The following is a 14947-nucleotide window of genomic DNA, read 5'->3' on the forward strand; positions in this document are numbered from 1 at the left end:
GAAAATGTGCGGGACAATCCGGACGGGTGAAGTCGGCTAGACCGTCGTCTCTTCAAGGAGGACGCTTCCGACATGAAGGCCGTCGTGATGGCCGGAGGCGAAGGCACACGCCTTCGCCCCATGACCTCGAGCATGCCCAAGCCGCTCCTGCCCGTGGCGAACCGCCCGATCATGGAGCACGTGCTGAGGCTGCTCAAAAGGCATGGGCTCAATGAGACCGTCGTTACAGTCCAGTTTCTGGCGTCACTCGTCAAGAACTACTTCGGTGACGGCGAGGAGCTCGGGATGGAGCTCACCTATGCCAACGAGGAGAAGCCACTCGGTACCGCGGGGAGCGTGAAGAACGCCGAGGAGGCGCTGAAGGACGACGCTTTCCTTGTCATCTCCGGCGACGCCCTCACGGACTTCGACCTCACCGAGCTCATCAATTTCCACAAGGAAAAGGGCGCGCTGGTCACCGTCTGCCTGACGCGGGTGCCGAATCCGCTGGAATTCGGTATCACGATCGTCGACGAGGAAGGCAAGGTCGAGCGGTTCCTGGAGAAGCCGACCTGGGGGCAGGTCTTCTCGGACACCGTGAACACGGGCATCTATGTGATGGAGCCCGAAGTCTTCGACTATGTCGAGGCCGATGTCCCCGTCGACTGGTCCGGTGACGTCTTCCCTCAGCTGATGAAGGAGGGCAAGCCGGTCTACGGCTTCGTCGCCGAGGGCTACTGGGAGGATGTCGGTACGCACGAGAGCTACGTCAAGGCCCAGGCCGACGTGCTCGAGGGCAAGGTGGACGTCGAGATCGACGGGTTCGAGCTGTCGCCCGGGGTGTGGATCGCCGAAGGTGCCGAGGTGCATCCGGACGCCGTGCTGCGCGGTCCGCTGTATGTCGGGGACTACGCCAAGGTCGAGGCCGGCGCGGAGGTCCGGGAGCACACCGTCGTGGGCTCGAACGTCGTCGTGAAGAGCGGGGCCTTCCTCCACAAGGCCGTGGTCCACGACAACGTCTACATCGGGCAGCACAGCAATCTGCGCGGATGCGTGGTCGGGAAGAACACCGACATCATGCGGGCGGCGCGGATCGAGGACGGCGCGGTGATCGGCGACGAGTGCCTCGTCGGCGAAGAATCGATCATCCAGGGAAACGTCCGCGTCTACCCTTTCAAGACGATCGAGGCCGGCGCCTTCGTCAACACGTCGGTGATCTGGGAGTCCCGGGGTCAGGCGCACCTGTTCGGCGCCCGTGGTGTCTCCGGAATCCTGAACGTGGAGATCACCCCCGAACTGGCCGTCAGACTGGCCGGAGCGTACGCCACGACGCTCAAGAAGGGCTCCACGGTCACCACCGCCCGCGACCACTCCCGGGGCGCCCGTGCGCTGAAACGGGCGGTCATCTCGGCGCTGCAGGCCAGCGCCATCGACGTCCGGGACCTGGAGAACGTGCCGCTGCCGGTGGCCCGGCAGCAGACCGCGCGGGGCAGTGCCGGCGGGATCATGATCCGGACGACGCCCGGGGTGCCGGACTCGGTCGACATCATGTTCTTCGACGGGCAGGGGGCCGACCTCTCGCAGGGCAGTCAGCGCAAGCTGGACCGGGTGTTCGCGCGGCAGGAGTACCGGCGCGCGTTCCCGGGGGAGATCGGGGACCTGCACTTCCCGGCCAGCGTGTTCGACTCGTACACGGGGTCGCTGCTGCGCAACGTCGACACGACCGGCATCGCCGAGTCGGGGCTCAAGGTCGTCGTGGACGCCTCCAACGGAAGCGCCGGCCTGGTGCTGCCCAGTCTGCTCGGCAAGCTGGGCGTCGACTCGTTGACGATCAACCCGGGTCTCGACGAGTCGAGGCCGACGGAGACCGGTGACATGCGGCGCTCCGGGCTGGTGCGGCTCGGTGAGATCGTGGCGTCCTCGCGGGCGGCGTTCGGTGTGCGGTTCGACCCCGTCGGTGAGCGGTTGTCGCTCGTGGACGAGAAGGGGCGGATCGTCGAGGACGACCGGGCCCTGCTGGTCATGCTCGACCTGGTGGCGGCGGAGCGGCGCAGCGGCCGGGTGGCGCTGCCGGTGACCACCACCCGGATCGGTGAGCAGGTCGCGGCGTACCACGGCACCCAGGTCGAGTGGACGACCACGTCGCCGGACGACCTCACACGGGTCGGTGGGGACGAGACGACCATCTTCGGTGGTGACGGGCGCGGCGGGTTCATCGTGCCGGAGTTCAGCAGCGTCTTCGACGGGACCGCGGCCTTCGTACGGCTCATCGGGCTCGTGGCACGGACGCAGCTCACGCTCAGCCAGATCGACGCGCGGATTCCGCGGGCGCACGTCCTCAAGCGGGACCTCGCCACCCCGTGGGCCGTCAAGGGCCTGGTGATGCGCCGGGTCGTGGAGGCGGCCGGTGACCGTTTCGTCGACACGACCGACGGTGTGCGGGTCGTGGAGACCGACGGGCGGTGGGTGATGGTGCTGCCGGACCCGGCCGAGGCCGTCACCCATCTGTGGGCCGAGGGGCCCGACGACGCCTCCGCGCAGGCCCTGCTCGACGAGTGGTCGGCGGTCGTGGACAGCGCCGGACGCTGAACGGCCCCGTACGCGTGCGTGCCGGACAAGTGCCCCCAACGGGGCCTGTCCGGCACGCCGGTGGGGCCGTTCGGAGGTAGTGGTCGCGACGTGCGACGATGTGCGGCATGCCGCAGCAGCCCCCCGTTCGGAGCACACCCACGCGCCCGTCGCGTCCGGACGCCTCCATGTCGCTGCTCACCAACGTCATGGACCACAGCCTCGACGACGGATACGCCGAGGCCGCCGCCCGCAGGAAGGCCGCGGGCGCCGAGGGCATGCCCAAGACGGTGCGGGCCAAGCTGGGGCTCGCGGCCGGCCTGGTGCTGGCGGCGCTCGTGGTGACGGTGGGGGCGGCGCAGGCGCGGATAAGCGCTCCCGTGGTGGCCAAGGAGCGCGAGGAACTCATCGACCGCATCCAGCGGGAGACGACGACCGCGGACGAGCTGGAGACGTCCGTGGACGCGCTCCGTGACGACGTGAGCGCGCGCCAGCGCAAGGCGCTGGAGGACGGCGGAGGCCGTCACGGGAACGACCTGGTGAGCGTGCTGTCGGGCGCCGTCGAGGTGCACGGCCCCGGGGTCCGGCTCGTCGTCAACGACTCCAAGGACGCCGCCCGGGGCGGTGACGGAGACCCGCGCGAGACCTCCGGGTTCTCGGACACCGGCCGGGTGCGCGACCGGGACATGCAGCGCGTGGTCAACGGCCTGTGGGCGTCGGGCGCCGAGGCCATCTCGATCAACGGACAGCGGCTCACCGCGCTGTCGGCGATCAGGGCCGCGGGGGACGCGATACTGGTCGACAACAAGCCACTCGCGCCGCCCTACACGGTCCTCGCGGTGGGCGACGGGCAGCGGCTGAGCACCCGGTTCCAGAACAGCCCCGACGGGCTGTACCTGCATGCCCTCAAGGAGAACTTCGGTATCAGGCCGACCATCTCCGTCGAGGACGACATCAAGGTGCCGGCCGCGCCGAGCGTGATCGTACGAACAGCAGAACCCAGCACAGAGAAGGGCACATCGTGATCGCCGTACTGGGCCTCGTCCTCGGAGTCGTGGCCGGACTGTTGGTCCGGCCCGAGGTACCGGCGGTCGTCGAGCCATATCTCCCCATCGCCGTGGTCGCCGCGCTCGACGCCGTCTTCGGCGGCCTGCGCGCGATGCTGGACGGCATCTTCGACGACAAGGTCTTCGTGGTCTCGTTCCTGTCGAACGTCGTCGTGGCCGCCCTGATCGTCTTCCTCGGCGACAAGTTGGGCGTCGGCGCCCAGCTGTCCACGGGCGTCGTGGTCGTCCTCGGTATCCGCATCTTCTCCAACGCCGCGGCGATCCGCCGGCACGTGTTCCGGGCGTGAGGCCGATGAACGGGCGGGACGAGACGCCGGGCCCCGAGCCGACCGTGGGCAGGGGAGAGGACGACGCGCCGACGACGAGGCTGCGCCGGGAGCTCCCCCAGGAGGTGCCCTCCACGGCCGCCCAGGAGCCCGGTGAGGCTCCCCGGGAGGAGAACGACAAGGACAGCCGGACAGGACGGCAGCGCCTGGCGCAGGGACTGTGGCCGCCGCGCTTCACCCGCGCCCAACTCATCGTGGCGCTGCTGCTGTTCGGCCTCGGGTTCGGACTGGCGATCCAGGTGGCCTCCACCAACGACGACAGCGCGCTGCGCGGAGCACGTCAGGAGGATCTCGTACGCATCCTCGATGAACTCGATGACCGTACGCAGCGTCTGGAGGAGGAGAAGCAGGGTCTCGAGGATCAGCGCACCGAGCTGGAGAACAGTTCGGACCAGGCCGAGGAGGCGCGCAGGCAGACCGTCGAGAAGGAACGGCAACTCGGCATTCTGGCGGGCACGGTGGCGGCGCAGGGACCCGGCATCACACTGACGGTGGACGACACGAAGGGAACGGTCGAGGCGGACATGTTGCTCGACGCCATCCAGGAGCTGCGCGCGGCCGGCGCCGAGGCGATCCAGGTGAACGGCGTACGGGTCGTGGCCAGCACCTATCTCACCGATGCGGGTGAGGGAATCAGCGTCGACGGGAACAAGATCACCCAGCCTTTTCGTTTCAAGGTCATCGGCAACCCGAAGGACCTGGAGCCCGCACTGAACATCCCCGGAGGCGTGGTGCAGACACTGGAGAAGGAGCAGGCCACCGTGACCGTGCGGCGGGCGGAGAAGATCGTCGTGGACGCCTTGCGAGCAGCGAAGCGGCCTGACTACGCTCGGTCGTCCTCCCGGTGAAGCGCAGGTGCATGGGGCCCGTCCGGCGAGGGCATGAGGTTGCGGGGGGTCGGCGCACCGAATGGGTGGTGCGTGGTGGAAACTGTCTGGTGGATACGGACGTTGTGAGGTTGTCCGGGTCGGCCGGTGTGTTCAGTCAGGGTTCGTCCTGCCCCACGGGCGGGTCTGTTTCGGTCAAGGGGAATCGCCCGTGAAGTTGTTTGCGAAGTTGTTCGGCAAGAGCGCGCGAGAGGGCAGCGACAACGCGACCTCCCGCCATCGCGCGCAGCCTTCCGAAGCGGAGGGCCAGGGTGGCGAGCGCCCCATGTTCCGGGACCAGGTCGCTGGTCCGGGGGGTGACATTTCGGGAGGTCAGGGCGCGCCGTCTGTTGACCCTGCGCAGTCGGGCCGCATAGGTTTCGGGGAACCGTCAACCTCAGGTACGGGTGGAGGGTTCAGCTCAGACCCTTATGCGTCCCATGCCCCGGCGGGGCAGCCGCGGCAGGAGGATCCGTCGATGTCGGCCCTGGTGTGTACGAGGTGCGGTAACCGCAACGCGGAGAACAGCCGCTTCTGCTCGAACTGCGGTGCTCCGCTGCGGGCCGGCGCGACCGCCGAGCGTCCGTCCGAGACGACCTCGACCATCTCCATCTCCGGCCTGGAGGCCTACGACTCCGAGGTCACCGGCCAGACGCAGCTGCCGGCGCTCTCTCCCGAGGCGCAGGCCGCCGTCGACGCGCTGCCGCTCGGTTCGGCGCTCCTGGTCGTGCGCCGCGGTCCGAACGCGGGCAGCCGCTTCCTGCTGGACGGCGACCTCACCACGGCCGGCCGTCACCCGCAGAGCGACATCTTCCTCGACGACGTGACGGTGTCGCGTCGCCACGTGGAGTTCCGGCGGGCCCAGGACGGCTCGTTCACGGTCGCCGACGTCGGCAGCCTGAACGGGACGTACGTCAACCGCGAGCGGATCGACCAGGTCGCCCTGCACAACGGCGACGAGGTGCAGATCGGCAAGTACCGGCTGGTCTTCTACGCGAGCCAGCGGGGCTACTGACCCTCCCCCGGACCGGCTCCGGGGAACCCCAGGGAAGGTCCATGCTTCGAACGACGAGCGGTGGTGCCGACCACGGCACCGCCGCCGCGGACAGTGACCTGATGAGCATCGGCACGGTTCTCCACGCACTGCGTGACGAGTTCCCCGAGGTGACCATCTCCAAGATCCGTTTCCTGGAGTCCGAGGGGCTCATCGAGCCGCAGCGGACCCCCTCGGGGTATCGGAAGTTCAGTGCCGGGGACGTCGAGCGCCTCGGACACGTCCTCAGGATGCAGCGGGACCACTATCTGCCGCTCAAGGTGATCCGTGAGCATCTGGAGGCCCTGGAGCGCGGGGAGGACGTCCGGCTGCCGTCCGTGGGGCGGCAGCGGGACGTGGGCGACGGAGAGCGCCTGAGCGAGCTGTTCGGCGGGCCCGAGGAGCCGGCGGCCGCACGGATCGGACGGGGCGAGTTCATCGCCGGCGCCGGCATCGACGAGGAGCAGCTCGCCGAGTGGGAGTCGTACGGGCTGGTGGCCGCGCTGCCGGACGGGTCGTACGACGCCGACGTTCTCACCATCGCCACGCTTGTGGTCGAACTGGGGCGCTTCGGTATCGAGCCCCGGCATCTGAGGGTGATGCGGGCCGCCGCCGACCGTGAGGCGGGGCTCGTCGACCAGGTGGTGGCGCCGCTGCGCCGGCACCGTAACCCGCAGACCAGGGCGCATGCGGAGGAGCGGGCGAGGGAGCTGGCGGGGCTGACGGTCAAGCTGCACGCCGCCCTCGTGCGCGGTGCGCTGGGTGTGCGGTCGCGCTGAGGTGTGGTGTTCGCCCGTGGCGGATCGGCCGGCCGATCCGGGCCCGACTACCCAAACATCCCGAGCACGGCCTAGGGTTGCTGTGTGAACGAGCTCGATGTCGTAGGTGTCCGGGTGGAAATGCCCTCCAACCAACCGATCGTGCTCCTGCGCGAAGTGGGAGGCGACCGTTACCTCCCCATCTGGATCGGGCCGGGGGAGGCGACGGCGATCGCTTTCGCCCAGCAGGGCATGGCCCCCGCGCGACCGCTGACCCACGACCTGTTCAAGGACGTGCTGGAGGCCGTCGGCCAGGAGCTCACGGAAGTGCGCATCACGGATCTGCGTGAGGGCGTCTTCTACGCGGAGCTGGTCTTCGCCAGTGGTGTCGAGGTGAGTGCCCGGCCCTCCGACGCCATAGCGCTGGCGCTGCGTACCGGGACGCCGATCTTCGGCAGTGACGGGGTGCTCGACGACGCGGGCATCGCGATCCCGGACGAGCAGGAGGACGAGGTGGAGAAGTTCCGCGAGTTCCTCGACCAGATCTCGCCCGAGGACTTCGGGACGAACAGTCAGTGAGGCCGGGCGGACGGTCGCACGGAGTCGTCCTTCGGGGCTGACGGGTCCTGACGCTGCCTGCCGCCGTTGGTGGCGGGCGCGTCGGTGCGGTGTGCCGGGGCGGCTCGGCGGGAGCGCATTCGGCTAGCCTTTCCCCGCGGGAGGGCACGCGAAACCACTCTCAGGGTGATTATCACTCGGCGTGGCGAGTGCGATGGTCGTTGACGCACCCGTGGTGGCTGCCTACCGTCGATGAGGCAGGTCAAGGACGGAGGTCGGCGTGAGAAGCAGCGGCGACGGTACGGCTGGGGGTGCCCCCGGACGCAGGCTGGGGAGCGGCGGCCCGTACCCTCCCCCGGGCTCTCGGACGCGCCCGAGCTGGGGGGACCCCCATCAGGGCGGCCCGGCGGGTCACGCCCCGCAGCGGCCCACGGCCGTGCAGGACAGCGCCGAGGCGGCGCCCGAGCCGTACGAGAAGGTCGGCTACCGCGGTCCCACCGCGTGCGCGGCCGCCGGCATCACCTACCGTCAGCTCGACTACTGGGCCCGTACGGGCCTGGTGGAGCCGAGTGTGCGGTCCGCCCAGGGCTCGGGGACGCAGCGCCTCTACAGCTTCCGGGACGTGGTCGTCCTGAAGATCGTGAAACGGTTCCTCGACACGGGGGTGTCGCTGCAGAACATCCGCACCGCCATCCAGCACCTGCGGGAGCGGGGCTTCAGCGATCTCGAGCGGATGACGCTCATGAGCGACGGTGCGACGGTCTACGAGTGCACGTCGCCCGACGAGGTCCACGCCCTGCTCCAGGGCGGCCAGGGGGTTTTCGGGATCGCCGTGGGGGTCGTCTGGCGTGACGTCGAAAGCGCTCTCTCCCAGTTGCACGGGGAGCGGGTCGACACGGGGGAGACGCTCGTGGGCCACAATCCGGCGGACGAGCTGGCGCGGCGCCGGAACCGGGCGGTCTGAAGGGCTCCGGAGGATGCGCGTCCGGGTCGGCCGGTCCGGGGGCGGGGACGGTTCTCAGTACAGGCGTGGCCGGTGGAGCCGGTGTGCGGGGCATTGTCAGTGGCGTAGGGCAGCATCGGAGATGTGAGAACCGCGCCCACGATCCTGCATCTCGACATGGACGCCTTCTACGCCTCGGCGGAGCAGGCGTCGAAGCCGAGTCTGCGGGGGAAAGCCGTTGTGGTCGGCGGGCTGGGGCCGCGCGGAGTGGTCGCCACCGCCTCCTACGAGGCGCGGGTCTTCGGGGTGCACTCGGCGATGCCGATGGCGCAGGCGCGCCGGCTCGCGCCGAACGCCGCGTACCTCACGCCGCGCTTCCCCTTCTACCGGGCGATCAGCGATCAGGTCATGGGGCTGTTGCGGGCTCTGTCGCCGCTGGTGGAGCCGTTGAGCCTGGACGAGGCCTTCGTGGATCTGGAGGCCGGGGACGCGGCCTGGGACGCCAGGTCGGCCCGGCTGGCGGGGGAGCGGTTGCGCGCGGACATACGGGCCCTGACCGCGCTGACGGGGTCCGTGGGGCTCGCGGCCTCCAAGATGCTCGCGAAGATCGGCTCCGAGCAGGCCAAGCCGGACGGGCTGGTGCTCATCGAGCCGGGAACCGAGCGGGCGTTGCTGGGGCCGATGTCCGTGCGGATCCTTCCGGGCGTGGGACCCGCGACCGGGGACCATCTGCGGCGCGCCGGGATCACCACGGTCGAGGAGATCGTCGAGGCGGGCGAGGACGAGGTCGTACGGCTGCTCGGGAAGGCCCACGGGCACGGGCTGTACGCGATGGCGCTGGCGCGGGACGACCGGGCGGTGGTCGCCGAGCGGGACACGAAGTCGGTGTCGGTGGAGGACACCTACGACGTGGACATCCATGACCGGGTTCGGGTGCGCATGGAGGTGCAGCGGCTCGCGGAGCGGTGTGTGCGCAGGCTGCGGGAGGCCGGGCTCTCGGGGCGGACGATCCAGTTGAAGGTGCGGCGGTACGACTTCTCCACCCTGACCCGGTCCGAGACGCTGCGGGGGCCCACGGACGATCCCGCCGTGGTGCGGGAGGCCGCCGCCCGGCTGCTGGAGGCCGTGGACACGACCGGCGGGGTACGACTGCTGGGCGTCGGGGTGAGCGGCCTGGCCGACTACACGCAGGAGGACCTGTTCGCCCAGGCCGCCGGGGAACCGGAGCCGGTGGAGGCGGACACCGAGGGAGCCGTGGAGGTACCCGCGGTGCAGGAGCACACGGGCGGGGAGCGGCTGTGGAGGGCCGGGCACGATGTACGGCACACCGAGTACGGACACGGATGGGTGCAGGGCAGCGGGCTCGGGCGGGTGACCGTGCGGTTCGAGACGCCGCTCGACGCCGGGCCGGGGCGGGTGCGGACGTTCAGGACGGACGACGAGGCGCTGGAGCCGGCGGAGCCGTTGCCGCTGGTGCCGGGCGCGGTACCGGGGTGAGAGCCGGGCGGCATCGGACCGTGTGGGGGCGCTTCGGCCGTCCGGTGGTGTCCTGTGGCGTGTGTGTCGTGGGAACGCTCAGGTGTCGTCCTGGCCGGTGACGTGCCCGAAGTCGTGGTCGAGGGGCGGGGGCGGCGCGATGTCCAGGCCGTAGTGGTGGTAGAGCTGGAGCTCCTGCTCGGGGGAGAGGTGGCGGCCCACGCCGAAGTCGGGGGCGTCCTTGATCAGGGCGCGCTCGAAGGGGACGCGGAGGGTGCCGTCGACCAGTTCGCTGGGCTCCAGGGGGACGAAGGCGTCGCGGCCGAAGAGGCCCATGCGTATCGCGGCCCACTCGGGGATGCCGGTGGCGTCGTCCAGATAGACCTCGTCCACCGTGCCGATCCTGGTGCCCTTGCGGTCGAACGCCTTGCGGCCGATCAGGTTGCGCGGATCGATGTCGGTCTGCACGGGCCCTCCAAGTGGTCGCAAGGGGTGGTACATCGTCTCTCACCCCTACGAAAAGGCACATTGAGGGGAGCGGCCACTCGAAGACCTGTGCGTTGCCCGCGCTGATACGCTGGCAGCGGCTGTCGACCCCGTGCGGGAGAGTCCTCCGGACACCATCCGGAGGCGCCGAAGGAGCAAATCCTCCCCGGAATCTCTCAGGCCCACGTACCGCGCGGACGAGGTCACTCTGGAAAGCAGGGCGGGTGTCACGGCTCCCGCTCTCACCGACGGTGAAAGCCGGTCCGCACCTGGACCGGTGAAGCTCTCAGGTTGAGATGACAGAGGGGGAGGCCGTCGGGGTGCCCGTGCCGTGGTGCCCCTCGAAGGTCGTGTCAGACCAGGAGGCCTCCGCAATGACCGCCCATCGCATTCCGCTTTCCGAGCTCGAACAGGGCATCCCCTTCGAGCGGCGCCACATCGGCCCGGACGCCGGGGCCCGGGCCAAGATGCTCGCGCACGTCGGCTACGGCTCGCTGGACGAGCTGACGGCGGCCGCGGTCCCGGATGTGATCAAGAACGCCGAGGCGCTGGACCTGCCCGGCGCGCGGACCGAGGCCGAGGTGCTCGCCGAGCTGCGCTCGCTCGCGGACCGCAACCAGGTGCTGGGCTCGATGATCGGACTCGGGTACTACGGGACGTTCACGCCGCCCGTCATCCTGCGCAACGTCATGGAGAACCCGGCCTGGTACACCGCCTACACCCCGTACCAGCCCGAGATCTCCCAGGGGCGGCTGGAAGCCCTGCTGAACTTCCAGACCATGGTCGCCGAGCTGACCGGGCTGCCCACCTCCGGCGCCTCGCTGCTGGACGAGGGCACCGCCGCCGCCGAGGCCATGGCGTTGTCGCGGCGCATGGGCAGGAACAAGAAGGGCCTGTTCCTCGTCGACGCGGACACGCTGCCGCAGACCATCGCCGTGATCGAGACCCGCGCCGAGCCGGCCGGCGTCGAGGTCGTCGTCGCCGACCTGAGCGAGGGCATCCCCGCCGACATCGCCGCGCGGGACATCAACGGCGTGCTGCTGCAGTACCCGGGCGCCTCCGGTGTCGTACGGGATCTGAAGCCGGTCGTCGAGCAGGCGCACGGACTCGGCGCGCTCGTCACCGTCGCCGCCGACCTGCTGGCCCTGACCCTGCTGACCTCGCCCGGTGAACTGGGCGCCGACATCGCGGTGGGCACGACGCAGCGCTTCGGTGTGCCGATGGGCTTCGGCGGGCCGCACGCGGGCTACATGGCCGTCCAGGAGAAGTTCGCGCGCAGCCTGCCCGGACGGCTCGTCGGGGTGTCCGTGGACGCGGACGGGCACAAGGCGTACCGGCTCGCCCTGCAGACGCGGGAGCAGCACATCCGCCGGGAGAAGGCGACCAGCAACATCTGCACGGCGCAGGTGCTGCTCGCGGTGATGGCCGGCATGTACGCCGTCTACCACGGGCCGGAGGGGCTGCGGACGATCGCCCGCCGTACCCACCGGTACGCCACCGTGCTGGCCGCGGGGCTCGCGGCCGGTGGCATCGAGGTCGTGCACGGGTCGTACTTCGACACGCTCACCGTGCGGGTGCCGGGGCGGGCCGGCGAGGTCGTGGCCGCCGCGCGGGAACATGGCGTGAACCTGCATCTCGTGGACGCCGACCTGGTGTCGGTCTCCTGCGACGAGACCACCACGCGGGCGCAGCTGGGCGCCGTGTGGGCCGCGTTCGGCGTGGAGGGCGACGTGGAGGCGCTGGACGCCTCCGCCGCGGACACGCTGCCCGAGGGGTTGCTGCGGTCGGACGACTACCTGGCGCACCCGGTGTTCCACGACCACCGCTCCGAGACCGCGATGCTGCGCTACCTGCGCCGGCTCGCGGACCGGGACTACGCGCTGGACCGGGGCATGATCCCGCTCGGCTCCTGCACGATGAAGCTCAACGCGACCACCGAGATGGAGCCGGTGACGTGGCCCGAGTTCGGGCAGCTGCACCCGTTCGCGCCCGCCGGGCAGGCGCAGGGGTACCTCACGCTCATCCGTGAGCTGGAGGAGCGGCTGGCGGAGGCCACCGGGTACGACAAGGTGTCGCTGCAGCCCAACGCGGGCTCGCAGGGTGAGCTGGCGGGGCTGCTGGCCGTGCGCGCGTACCACCGTGCGAACGGTGACGAGCAGCGGACGGTGTGCCTGATCCCGTCCTCCGCGCACGGCACCAACGCGGCGAGCGCCGTCATGGCCGGGATGAAGGTCGTCGTCGTGAAGACCGCCGACGACGGCGAGATCGACGTCGAGGACCTGCGGGCGAAGATCGAGCAGTACCGTGACGAGCTGTCCGTGCTCATGATCACGTACCCGTCGACCCACGGCGTGTTCGAGGAGCACGTGGCCGACATCTGCGCGCAGGTGCACGACGCGGGCGGCCAGGTGTACGTCGACGGCGCCAACCTCAACGCGCTGGTGGGTCTGGCCAAGCCGGGCCACTTCGGCGGCGACGTCTCGCACCTCAACCTGCACAAGACGTTCTGCATCCCGCACGGCGGCGGTGGGCCCGGGGTCGGACCGGTCGCGGTGCGCGCGCACCTGGCGCCGTACCTGCCGAACCACCCGCTGCAGCCCGCGGCAGGGCCGGAGACGGGCGTCGGACCGATCTCGGCGGCGCCCTGGGGCTCGGCGGGCATCCTGCCGATCTCCTGGGCGTACGTCCGGCTCATGGGCGGTGAGGGGCTGAAGCGGGCCACGCAGGTGGCGGTGCTCAGCGCCAACTACATCGCCAAGCGGCTGGAGCCGCACTACCCGGTGCTCTACACCGGTCCGGGCGGGCTCGTGGCGCACGAGTGCATCATCGACCTGCGGCCGCTGGCCAAGTCGACCGGCGTGAGCGTCGACGACATCGCCAAGCGGCTGATCGACTACGGCTTCCACGCGCCGACGATGTCGTTCCCGGTCGCCGGGACGCTGATGATCGAGCCGACCGAGTCCGAGGGCCTCGGGGAGCTGGACCGGTTCTGCGAGGCCATGATCGCGATCCGCGCGGAGATCGAGAAGGTCGGCTCGGGCGAGTGGCCCGCGGACGACAACCCGCTGCGCAACGCCCCGCACACCGCGGGTGCGCTGGGCGGGGAGTGGAACCACGCCTACACGCGTGAGGAGGCGGTCTTCCCGGCCGGGGTCTCGCGCGCGGACAAGTACTGGCCGCCGGTGCGCCGGATCGACCAGGCGTTCGGCGACCGGAACCTGGTCTGTTCCTGCCCGCCGCTGGACGCTTACGAAGCGTAGTCGCGGTCGGACACGCGTCGGGGCCGGTTCGGAGAGTGCTTCTCCGGCCGGCCCCTCTTCTGTCCGGGCGGGCGTCCTGGGCGGGACGCTCGCCCTGCGCGCACGTGAGTGCGGCTCAGGCGGCGGTCACCACGGTGCCCATCGGGCGGTGCGGCGCGATGATCTGGCCGTCCGGCAGGAGCTCACCGGTGTCCTCGAAGAGCAGAACGCCGTTGCAGAGCAGGCTCCATCCCTGCTCCGGGTGGTGCGCCACGAGACGGGCGCCTTCCCGGTCGGCGGATTCGGCAGTCGGGCACAGTGGCTGGTGCTGGCACATGGTTGTTGGGATCTTTCGGTCGGTCGTCTGGTCTGAGATGGCTGTTTTGTCTGTCCCGCGGCGTGAAGCCCCGTTCATGGCCGCCCCCCGTTGTGATAAATCGGTCCGGTCCCAGTGTTGCCCCACGAGCGTGAATCCGCAGGCATTTCGCAGCACGACTTCTTCACAGGTTGATGACGCAGCGCCCGCCCGGATGGTTCATCCGTGCCGCACTGTCCTTTCGGGTGGTGCGCCATGGTCGGATGGGGCTAGTCCGGTGCGGGGGAAGGCGTGGGAATGGCTCGTACGAGCGTTTTGGCGCCCGTAAGAGCGGTAATTCCGCGTAGCGGTGAATGAGCGCCCCGTCACCGTATATCGGTGACGGGGCGGGAGTGGTGCGGTCCGGTTTTTCAGGCGGGCGAACCCAGCAGGGGTGCGGGTGTCAGCCGGGTGGTCAGCACCGGGAGGAGATCGGCGGCCGGGTGCGGCCGGTGGGCGGCGATGCCGGGTGGCGCGGGCGCCAGCGGGACCAGGACGTCGGCCGGGGCCGGGTGCCCGCCGGCGGCGTCGGCGGTGGGGTCGGCGTGCAGCCAGAGCGTGAGCATGTACAGCTCGGGCACCGACAGCAGGCGCGGCTGGTAGGGCTGCTGCATGAGATCGGCCTGGCGCAGGGCGAGTTCGGTCGAGGCGATGTACGGGCCTTCGAAGAAGTGCGAGAACGCCCAGCCGTCCGGGGTGAGCCGGGTCTCGGCGGCGGCCACGGCGCGGTCGCCGCAGCGGATCAGGAACCGCCATCCGGTGAGCCGGGCGGTGCCCGTCCCCTCCGGGGTGATCCGGTCGAGCACGTGGACGGGCAGCGGGAGTTCGGGTGTGACGGGACCCTGCGCGTTCTTGAGGGCGGGAGTGCGCGCCTCGTGGACGGCGGTGGGAGAACCGAGGGCCGTGAGGACGGTGCGCAGGGCGGGCGCGGGAGCCGGGGGGACATGCAGCGGCATGGTGAGTGGCCTCTCCATTCGGCAGGCACGGTGACGCGAGGGCGGGGGCGGACGGCGCTGTCAGCTCTCTGGGATCGAAGAGACGGGTGCCCGGGGTCCGGTGCGTGGGTGGGGTCCGCCGCGGTGGTCCGACGGCAGGACCGAGGACCGCGGGTGCCGCCTCTCAGCCTCGTTTGCAGAGTTTATACGACACGTGTTCACGCAGTGTTTCGTCTAGCCGTTCCGGATATGAAGAACAAGGCTGTATCAGGTCGCCGGAACAAGCGGGCCACCCTTATTTTCGGTGGGGGTGCGCCGGTGACCTCGGATTACCGTCGCGTACGGGACGGCCGGTTCT

At 70.2% G+C, this 14947-nt stretch carries 13 protein-coding genes and 1 riboswitch; of the genes, 10 read left to right on the top strand and 3 right to left on the bottom strand.

What is annotated here, in order from left to right; genetic code table 11:
• Window positions 1-72 precede the first annotated feature (72 nt).
• The 9 genes from PYR72_RS39670 (at window position 73) to PYR72_RS39710 (ending at window position 9595) form a co-directional block, all read left to right on the top strand.
• On the top strand, window positions 73-2568 hold the full coding sequence (locus PYR72_RS39670; RefSeq protein WP_275459761.1) for a mannose-1-phosphate guanyltransferase: 2496 nt from the start codon (window positions 73-75) through the stop codon (window positions 2566-2568).
• 98 nt (window positions 2569-2666) lie between these two features.
• Window positions 2667-3572 (top strand): DUF881 domain-containing protein, encoded by a 906-nt coding sequence (locus tag PYR72_RS39675; protein WP_275459762.1) that lies wholly within the window; start codon window positions 2667-2669, stop codon window positions 3570-3572.
• Window positions 3569-3901, top strand: coding sequence for a small basic family protein (locus PYR72_RS39680; protein WP_009343209.1), 333 nt, complete (start codon window positions 3569-3571; stop codon window positions 3899-3901). Before PYR72_RS39675 ends, PYR72_RS39680 begins: the two co-directional genes overlap by 4 nt.
• 5 nt (window positions 3902-3906) lie before the next feature.
• Window positions 3907-4788, top strand: a complete 882-nt coding sequence (locus tag PYR72_RS39685; protein ID WP_275460640.1) for a DUF881 domain-containing protein — start codon at window positions 3907-3909, stop codon at window positions 4786-4788.
• Between the two features lie 61 nt (window positions 4789-4849).
• The gene (locus PYR72_RS39690) at window positions 4850-5821 is read left to right on the top strand and encodes an FHA domain-containing protein (RefSeq protein WP_275459763.1); all 972 of its coding nucleotides are present in this window, start codon (window positions 4850-4852) and stop codon (window positions 5819-5821) included.
• Between the two features lie 41 nt (window positions 5822-5862).
• The gene (locus PYR72_RS39695) at window positions 5863-6618 is read left to right on the top strand and encodes a MerR family transcriptional regulator (protein WP_275459764.1); all 756 of its coding nucleotides are present in this window, start codon (window positions 5863-5865) and stop codon (window positions 6616-6618) included.
• Between the two features lie 84 nt (window positions 6619-6702).
• Window positions 6703-7176 carry a bifunctional nuclease family protein gene (locus PYR72_RS39700; protein ID WP_005475662.1) on the top strand — a complete coding sequence of 158 codons (474 nt, stop codon included), beginning with the start codon at window positions 6703-6705 and terminating at the stop codon, window positions 7174-7176.
• Between the two features lie 259 nt (window positions 7177-7435).
• Window positions 7436-8119 carry a MerR family transcriptional regulator gene (locus tag PYR72_RS39705; RefSeq protein WP_275459765.1) on the top strand — a complete coding sequence of 228 codons (684 nt, stop codon included), beginning with the start codon at window positions 7436-7438 and terminating at the stop codon, window positions 8117-8119.
• Window positions 8120-8242: 123 nt separating this feature from the next.
• Window positions 8243-9595 carry a DNA polymerase IV gene (locus tag PYR72_RS39710; protein ID WP_275459766.1) on the top strand — a complete coding sequence of 451 codons (1353 nt, stop codon included), beginning with the start codon at window positions 8243-8245 and terminating at the stop codon, window positions 9593-9595.
• A gap of 78 nt (window positions 9596-9673) precedes the next feature.
• Here PYR72_RS39710 and PYR72_RS39715 read toward each other — a convergent pair whose 3' ends face one another.
• Window positions 9674-10042, bottom strand: a complete 369-nt coding sequence (locus tag PYR72_RS39715) for a PRC-barrel domain-containing protein (RefSeq protein ID WP_275459767.1) — start codon at window positions 10040-10042, stop codon at window positions 9674-9676.
• A 123-nt stretch (window positions 10043-10165) separates the two neighbouring features.
• A riboswitch (glycine riboswitch) is annotated at window positions 10166-10262 on the top strand.
• Window positions 10263-10434: 172 nt separating this feature from the next.
• Here PYR72_RS39715 and gcvP point away from each other — a divergent pair.
• A complete protein-coding gene (gene gcvP / locus PYR72_RS39720) occupies window positions 10435-13320 on the top strand; it encodes an aminomethyl-transferring glycine dehydrogenase (RefSeq protein WP_275459768.1) in 2886 nt (961 codons plus the stop codon).
• A gap of 115 nt (window positions 13321-13435) precedes the next feature.
• On the opposite strand, the gene PYR72_RS39725 is transcribed toward gcvP, so the two are convergent.
• Both PYR72_RS39725 and PYR72_RS39730 read right to left on the bottom strand, forming a co-directional pair.
• Window positions 13436-13636, bottom strand: coding sequence for a DUF5999 family protein (locus PYR72_RS39725; protein ID WP_013005137.1), 201 nt, complete (start codon window positions 13634-13636; stop codon window positions 13436-13438).
• 389 nt (window positions 13637-14025) lie between these two features.
• Window positions 14026-14610: a hypothetical protein gene (locus PYR72_RS39730; RefSeq protein WP_275459769.1), complete on the bottom strand. Its 585-nt coding sequence runs from the start codon at window positions 14608-14610 to the stop codon at window positions 14026-14028.
• Window positions 14611-14947 lie beyond the last annotated feature (337 nt).

Source organism: Streptomyces sp. VNUA24 (assembly GCF_029167005.1).
GTDB lineage: Bacteria > Actinomycetota > Actinomycetes > Streptomycetales > Streptomycetaceae > Streptomyces > Streptomyces scabiei.